This is a genomic window from Deltaproteobacteria bacterium RBG_16_64_85 (genome assembly GCA_001798885.1).
Taxonomy (GTDB): domain Bacteria; phylum Desulfobacterota; class Deferrimicrobia; order Deferrimicrobiales; family Deferrimicrobiaceae; genus FEB-35.
The window spans coordinates 1-5555 of record MGQW01000039.1; the positions used below are offsets into that span (position 1 = coordinate 1).

At 64.3% G+C, this 5555-nt stretch carries 9 protein-coding genes and 1 pseudogene; 9 read left to right on the top strand and 1 reads right to left on the bottom strand.

The features are described from left to right. Window positions 1-2: 2 nt before the first annotated feature. A complete protein-coding gene (locus A2Z13_04090; GenBank protein ID OGP79317.1) occupies window positions 3-281 on the top strand; it encodes a pterin-4-alpha-carbinolamine dehydratase in 279 nt (92 codons plus the stop codon). Between the two features lie 72 nt (window positions 282-353). Here the strand turns inward: A2Z13_04090 and A2Z13_04095 are convergent, their stop codons facing one another. After that, window positions 354-557 (bottom strand): hypothetical protein, encoded by a 204-nt coding sequence (locus A2Z13_04095; protein OGP79318.1) that lies wholly within the window; start codon window positions 555-557, stop codon window positions 354-356. Between the two features lie 278 nt (window positions 558-835). Here A2Z13_04095 and A2Z13_04100 point away from each other — a divergent pair, with 278 nt between their 5' ends. The 8 genes and pseudogenes from A2Z13_04100 to A2Z13_04135 all read left to right on the top strand — a co-directional run bounded on the left by A2Z13_04100 (window position 836) and on the right by A2Z13_04135 (window position 5555). Next, entirely contained in the window at window positions 836-1771 is a 936-nt protein-coding gene (locus A2Z13_04100; protein OGP79319.1) for a phosphoribosylpyrophosphate synthetase, read from the top strand. A 13-nt stretch (window positions 1772-1784) separates the two neighbouring features. Beyond that, window positions 1785-2447 (top strand): hypothetical protein, encoded by a 663-nt coding sequence (locus tag A2Z13_04105; GenBank protein OGP79320.1) that lies wholly within the window; start codon window positions 1785-1787, stop codon window positions 2445-2447. After that, window positions 2416-3114 carry an aminoacyl-tRNA hydrolase gene (locus tag A2Z13_04110; GenBank protein OGP79321.1) on the top strand — a complete coding sequence of 233 codons (699 nt, stop codon included), beginning with the start codon at window positions 2416-2418 and terminating at the stop codon, window positions 3112-3114. The genes A2Z13_04105 and A2Z13_04110 overlap by 32 nt, the downstream gene beginning before the upstream one ends. 5 nt (window positions 3115-3119) lie before the next feature. Then, window positions 3120-3506: a 30S ribosomal protein S6 gene (locus A2Z13_04115; GenBank protein OGP79322.1), complete on the top strand. Its 387-nt coding sequence runs from the start codon at window positions 3120-3122 to the stop codon at window positions 3504-3506. Between the two features lie 15 nt (window positions 3507-3521). Beyond that, window positions 3522-3929, top strand: coding sequence for a single-stranded DNA-binding protein (locus A2Z13_04120; GenBank protein OGP79323.1), 408 nt, complete (start codon window positions 3522-3524; stop codon window positions 3927-3929). A 48-nt stretch (window positions 3930-3977) separates the two neighbouring features. Then, a complete protein-coding gene (locus A2Z13_04125) occupies window positions 3978-4268 on the top strand; it encodes a 30S ribosomal protein S18 (GenBank protein OGP79324.1) in 291 nt (96 codons plus the stop codon). Window positions 4269-4281: 13 nt separating this feature from the next. Further along, the gene (locus A2Z13_04130) at window positions 4282-4728 is read left to right on the top strand and encodes a 50S ribosomal protein L9 (GenBank protein OGP79325.1); all 447 of its coding nucleotides are present in this window, start codon (window positions 4282-4284) and stop codon (window positions 4726-4728) included. Window positions 4729-4788: 60 nt separating this feature from the next. Further along, window positions 4789-5555, top strand: a pseudogene (locus A2Z13_04135) (replicative DNA helicase).

Consider the following 5555-nt stretch of genomic DNA (forward strand, 5'->3'; position numbering starts at 1 on the left):
CCCTGACGGAGGAGGAGGCGCACGGATATCTTGCGGAAACCCCCGGCTGGACGCTCGCGGAAGGAGCGACCGGGATCGAGCGCAAATTCCGCTTCAAGGATTTTGCTTCCGCCATGGAGTTCGTCCGGAAGGTCGGCCTGCTGGCGGAGCGGGAAGGGCATCACCCCGATATCGCCTTCGGGTGGGGATATTGCGCCGTCTCGTTCCACACGCACAAAATCCACGGCCTGCACGAGAACGATTTCATCATGGCCGCGAAGGTGGATGCGCTGACGGAATAGGCCGGCGATAAAAAAAGGGCAGGGGGCGCGAACCCCCTGCCCTTGCGCTTCTCTTGCCTCCCGGTACGGGGCTTACTTCTTCGGCGCCGCCGGCGCAGGAGGAGCTTCCGGCTTCTTCACCGTATTATCCGCGGCCGGCTTCTTCACCGTATTATCCGCGGCCGGGGCCGCCTTCTCCGGGGCGGCCGGAGCCGCCTTCTGCTCTGCAGCCACCGCCGCGCCGAGGCACGTCACGGCGAAAACCACTGCCACCATCAATGACAGGAACCTTTTCATCGTCCTCACCTCCAAGGAGTGGAATAGGAAAGATCACCTCAAGGATCATGCCAACCCGAACATGCATTATAACGTTATGAAATGCATGAAAATAATTTCAACGCCTTCGTCCGTGGAGGCCTCACGATTGCCCGAATAGGGAGTGGATTCCTCATTTGGGGAAGGCCAATATGGTGCGGCCGATTCCCCCTGCGGCCGATTTCCCCTTGCAAGCGGCGGACGATCGTTATAACATTTCTTTCTTTCGGGTTGCGGATTCTCCCAACAGGGGAAGAGGTGTGACCAGGCTCAAGCTTTTCTCGGGTACCGCTCACGTCGAGCTGGCGAAGGAAATCTGCGCGTTCCTCTGCGTCCCCCTGGGGGCTGCCGACGTCAAGCGGTTCAGCGACGGCGAGATCAACGTGGAGATCCGCGAGAACGTCCGCGGCGTGGACGTCTTCATCGTGCAGCCGACCTCCCCGCCGGTGAATGACAACCTGATGGAGCTGCTGATCCTGATGGACGCGTTCAAGCGCGCATCGGCGAGGCGGGTGACGGCGGTCATACCGTATTACGGGTACGCCCGGCAGGACCGCAAGGTGTTTCCCCGCGCGCCGATTTCCGCCAAGCTCGTGGCGGACCTGCTGACGGCGGCAGGGGTGTCGCGCATCCTCACCGTGGACCTGCACGCCGGCCAGATCCAGGGGTTCTTCAACATCCCGGTGGACCACCTCTATGCGGCCCCGGTGATGCTGGAATATATAAAGAACAACTACAAGGACGACATCGTCATCGTTTCCCCCGACGCGGGAGGCGTGGAGCGGGCGAGGGCCTTCGCAAAGCGGCTGAATACCACGCTGGCCATCATCGACAAGCGCCGCGTGGCGCCCAACGTGGGCGAGGTGATGAACATCATCGGTGAGGTGGAAGGCAGGACGACGATCCTGCTCGACGACATGGTGGACACCGCGGGGACGATGGTCCAGTCGGCCGAAGCGCTGCGGGTGAAAGGGGCGAAGCGGGTGTATGCCCTGGCCACCCACGGCGTGCTCTCGGGGCCGGCGATCGAGCGGCTGGAGAAGTCCGCGATCGAGGAGCTGGTAGTCACCAACACCATTCCGCACGGCGCGAAGGCGTCGTGCCGGAAGCTTCGGATCCTGTCGGTGGCCGGCCTTCTGGGAGAGGCCATCAAGAGGATCCATTTCCAGGATTCCGTAAGTTCGCTGTTCGTTTAGGAGGAGAGAGGAAATGGCCATGTTGGAACTGGCGGCGGCCCGCCGCCTGCACACCGGGAAGGAAAAGAACCGGAAGCGGCTCGTCCAGGGGATGGTTCCGGGGGTCATATACGGCAAGGGGATCGAGACGCGGCCGCTGGAATTCGAGCGCCGCGAACTGGAGAAATTCCTCGCCACCGCCCGGCGGGGGACGGTGGTCGTCAAGGTGAGCGTCACGGACGGTGCCGGCGCGAAGGAGTCGTTCGCGGTTCTCAAGGACGTCCAGACGGATCCCGTCACCGACCGCGTGATCCACGTGGACTTCTACGAGGTGGCCCACGGCCGGAAGTTCCGGATCGAGGTGCCGCTCAAGCTCCGGGGAAAAGCTGCAGGGATCGAGCTGGGGGGCATCCTCGAGCAGGTCGTCCGCAGCCTCGAGGTCGAGTGCACCCCGGATAGCGTCCCCGAGTTCGTCGAACTCAACGTGGCGCACCTGGGAATCGGCCAGTCGCTGCACCTGGGGAACGTCGTGTTCCCCGCGGGCGTCCAGCCCGTCGAAAAGGACATGAAGATGACCATCGCCTCGGTCCACACGCCGAAGGTCGAGGAAGTGGTCACCGTGGCGCCGGAGGAAGGCGCGGAAGCGGCGGTGGAAGGCGCCAGCGTTGCGGAACCTGCGGAGAAGGAGAAAGCCTAGCCGCCCCCGCCCGGAGTTCCTGGTCGTCGGCCTGGGGAACCCGGGGCGCAGGTACGGCAGGACGCTCCACAACGCGGGATTCCTGGCGGTGGACCTGCTGGCGCGCTCCCTGGGGATACGGTTCGTCCGGGAGGGGGAGCTCGAGCGCGGGATCGGCGACGCGGAAGGCGTTGTCGTCCTTCTGGCACGGCCGCGAACGTATATGAACCGGAGCGGCCTCGCGGTGGCGCCGGTGTACCGGGACTACGCGGAGTCCCCCAACGACCTGATTGTCCTCCACGATGATCTGGACCTCCCTCCCGGCCAGGTGAGGCTCAAGCGAGGCGGCGGGACGGGTGGGCACAACGGATTGCGCTCTTTGCAGGAGGAACTCGGGACGCCGGCGTTCCTGCGGGTCCGGATCGGGATCGGGCGCCCCCCGGAGGGGGTCGATCCCGCGGACTTCGTTCTCTCTCCCCCGCCGCCGGAAGCCCCGGACCATTTTCTCGGCGGCGTCGCTTCCGCCGGAGAGGCCGTTCTCGACATCCTGCGGGACGGCTTCGACAAGGCGATGACGCGCTGGAACGCAAAGGCGCATGCCTTCCCCTCCGCGGCCCGCGGGGGGCAACATACTCCTTGCTCCCGGCGAAAAGACCGGGGGCTCGATCAGCCGAAAGGAGGCTCGTAACAACGATGCCGAAAACGTATGAAACCGCCATTCTGTTCGACCCCGAACTTCCGGAAGAGCAGCGCAAGGAGTTTCTCGCCAAACTGGCGGGGGTGATCGCTTCCTACCAGGGGGAAATCCTCAAGCAGGACGACTGGGGGAACCGGAAGCTGGCCTACCCGATCAACAAGAAGGTCAACGCGTATTACACGTTTCTCCTCTACTCCGGCAATCGAGGGGTCGTGGAGGAGGTCGAGCGAAACATCAAGATCTTCGACGGGGTCCTGCGCCACCTGACCTCCCGCGTGGAAGTCGAACGGAAGCCGAAGGCCGCGTCCGCGGGGGAGGCACCGGCAACTTCGGACGATCCGCCGCCCGCGGGAAGCGCCCCGCCCGCCGCTCCCGCATCGTAGAGGAAAGGAGAGCCCATGGTCACCTTCAACCGCGTCATCCTGGCCGGCAATCTCGTCCGGGACCCGGAGATCCGGTATCTCCCCTCGGGTCTCTCCGTGACGAGCTTCGGCATTGCCGTCAACTCGCGGTACAAGCAGAACAATGAACTCAAGGAAGACGTGTCGTTCTTCGACATCGTCGTCTTCGGCAAGCTGGGGGAAAACTGCGCGGAGTACCTCTCCAAGGGGCGGCCGGTCCTGGTGGAGGGGCGGCTCCGCCAGCGCCGGTGGGAGGCCGAGGGAGCGAAGAGGAGCAAGATCGAAGTGGTGGCGGACGGCGTCCAGTTCCTCGGCAGCCCCAAAGGCAGCAGCGCGGCCGAGGGTGGGTCGGGCGGCGCGGCGCCGCAGGGTGCAGAAAGCCCGGACGAAGACATTCCGTTTTAAACCCGGATCGCAGATAACGTCGAACATCTTCCAGGAGGAGCAGGAACGATGAGCACCCCGATGAGATCCCAGCGGAACAGCCCGCGGGAAGGCAGCGGCCCGGGAGGGCAGAGGAAGCGGTACGTCCGCAAGAAATTCTGCCGGTTCTGCGCGGAAAAGGAGCTGCAGCTCGATTACAAGAACGTCTACATGATCAAACAGTTCGTCTCCGAGCGGGGAAAGATCGTTCCGCGGCGCATCTCGGGGACCTGCGCCACCCACCAGCGGAAGCTGACCGTGGAGATCAAGAAGGCGCGCGCCGTTGCGCTGATCCCGTTCACCGCCACGCAGGTCCGGTAGGAGGGTGGCGGAGATGAAAGTCATCCTGCGCGAAGACGTGGAGAAGCTGGGGAAGGCGGGCGACATCGTCAAGGTCGCCGACGGGTTCGGCCGGAACTACCTCATCCCCCGGCAGCTGGCCGTGCCGGCGAACGTGCGCAACCTGAAAGCCCTCGAGCACGACCGGCGGGTGATCGAGGCCCGGGCGAAGAAGACCCGCAAGACCGCCGAGTCGCTGGCAGAGAAGCTGGCGTCGGTGTCCCTTACCATTTCCGCCAAGGCGGGGGAGGAAGGGAAGCTGTTCGGGGCGATCACTTCGCGGGACATCGCGGAAGCGATGGAGAAGGCCGGGGTGCCGGTCGACCGGAAGACGGTCCTGCTGCAGGACCCCATCAAGCAGCTGGGCGACTACAAGGTGAAGATCAAGGCGGGATCCGACCTGCATCCCGAGATCTCCGTCAGCGTGGTGGCGGAATCCTAGTGCAGCGTCAGCCTATTTGCGAGACGCTGCACTGACGACCGTCCGGAAGGGGAGGTGCCCATGAACGGTACGCGCGCGACGCCCGCTTCCGGTGCCGACGCCTCCCTCCTTCGCGTCCCGCCGCACAACCTCGCGGCCGAGCAGGGGGTGCTCGCCTCCGTCCTGCTCAACAACGACCTGATGAACGCCGTTGTGGAGATCCTCCGGCCGGAGGATTTCTACCAGGGCGCCCACCGGACGCTCTTCTCCGTGATGATCGAGCTCTACGACCGGGGCCGGGCGATCGACCAGCTGACCCTCTCCTCGGCGCTCCAGGACCGCGGAGTCGAGGGAGAAGTCGGTGGGCTGGCCTACCTCTCCGATCTTATCCAGAACGTGCCTACGACCGCCAACGTGGCCGACTACGCCCGCCTGGTCAAGAACGCCTCCATCCTCCGGAAGACGATCGCCGTCGCCCAGCAGATCACGACCACCGCATTCCATGGAGTGTCCGAGGTCGACGACTTCCTCGACCGGACGGAACAGGCGATCTTCGCCATCGCCGAGGAGAAGATCAAGCCCTCGTACTTCACGATGGCCGAGATGGCCAAGGAGTCGATGAAGGAAATCGAGAAGCTCTTCGAGCGGAAGGAGATGATCACGGGCGTCCCGTCGGGATTCCGGGACCTCGACCAGCTCACCTCGGGATTCCAGAAATCGGACATGGTCATCATCGCGGCCCGTCCCAGCATGGGGAAGACCGCCTTCTGCCTCAACATCGCTCAGAGCGCATCGATCCGGCACAAGCTTCCCGTGGCGATCTTCTCCCTGGAGATGAGCCGGCAGCA

Bases quoted from the DNA above. Each gene is read 5' to 3' on its own strand.
- A2Z13_04120 (OGP79323.1), top strand. From the start codon at position 3,522: ATGGTCACCTTCAACCGCGTCATCCTGGCCGGCAATCTCGTCCGGGAC.
- A2Z13_04130 (OGP79325.1), top strand. From the start codon at position 4,282: ATGAAAGTCATCCTGCGCGAAGACGTGGAGAAGCTGGGGAAGGCGGGC.
- A2Z13_04105 (OGP79320.1), top strand. From the start codon at position 1,785: ATGGCCATGTTGGAACTGGCGGCGGCCCGCCGCCTGCACACCGGGAAG.
- A2Z13_04115 (OGP79322.1), top strand. From the start codon at position 3,120: ATGCCGAAAACGTATGAAACCGCCATTCTGTTCGACCCCGAACTTCCG.
- A2Z13_04125 (OGP79324.1), top strand. From the start codon at position 3,978: ATGAGCACCCCGATGAGATCCCAGCGGAACAGCCCGCGGGAAGGCAGC.
- A2Z13_04095 (OGP79318.1), bottom strand. From the start codon at position 557: ATGAAAAGGTTCCTGTCATTGATGGTGGCAGTGGTTTTCGCCGTGACG.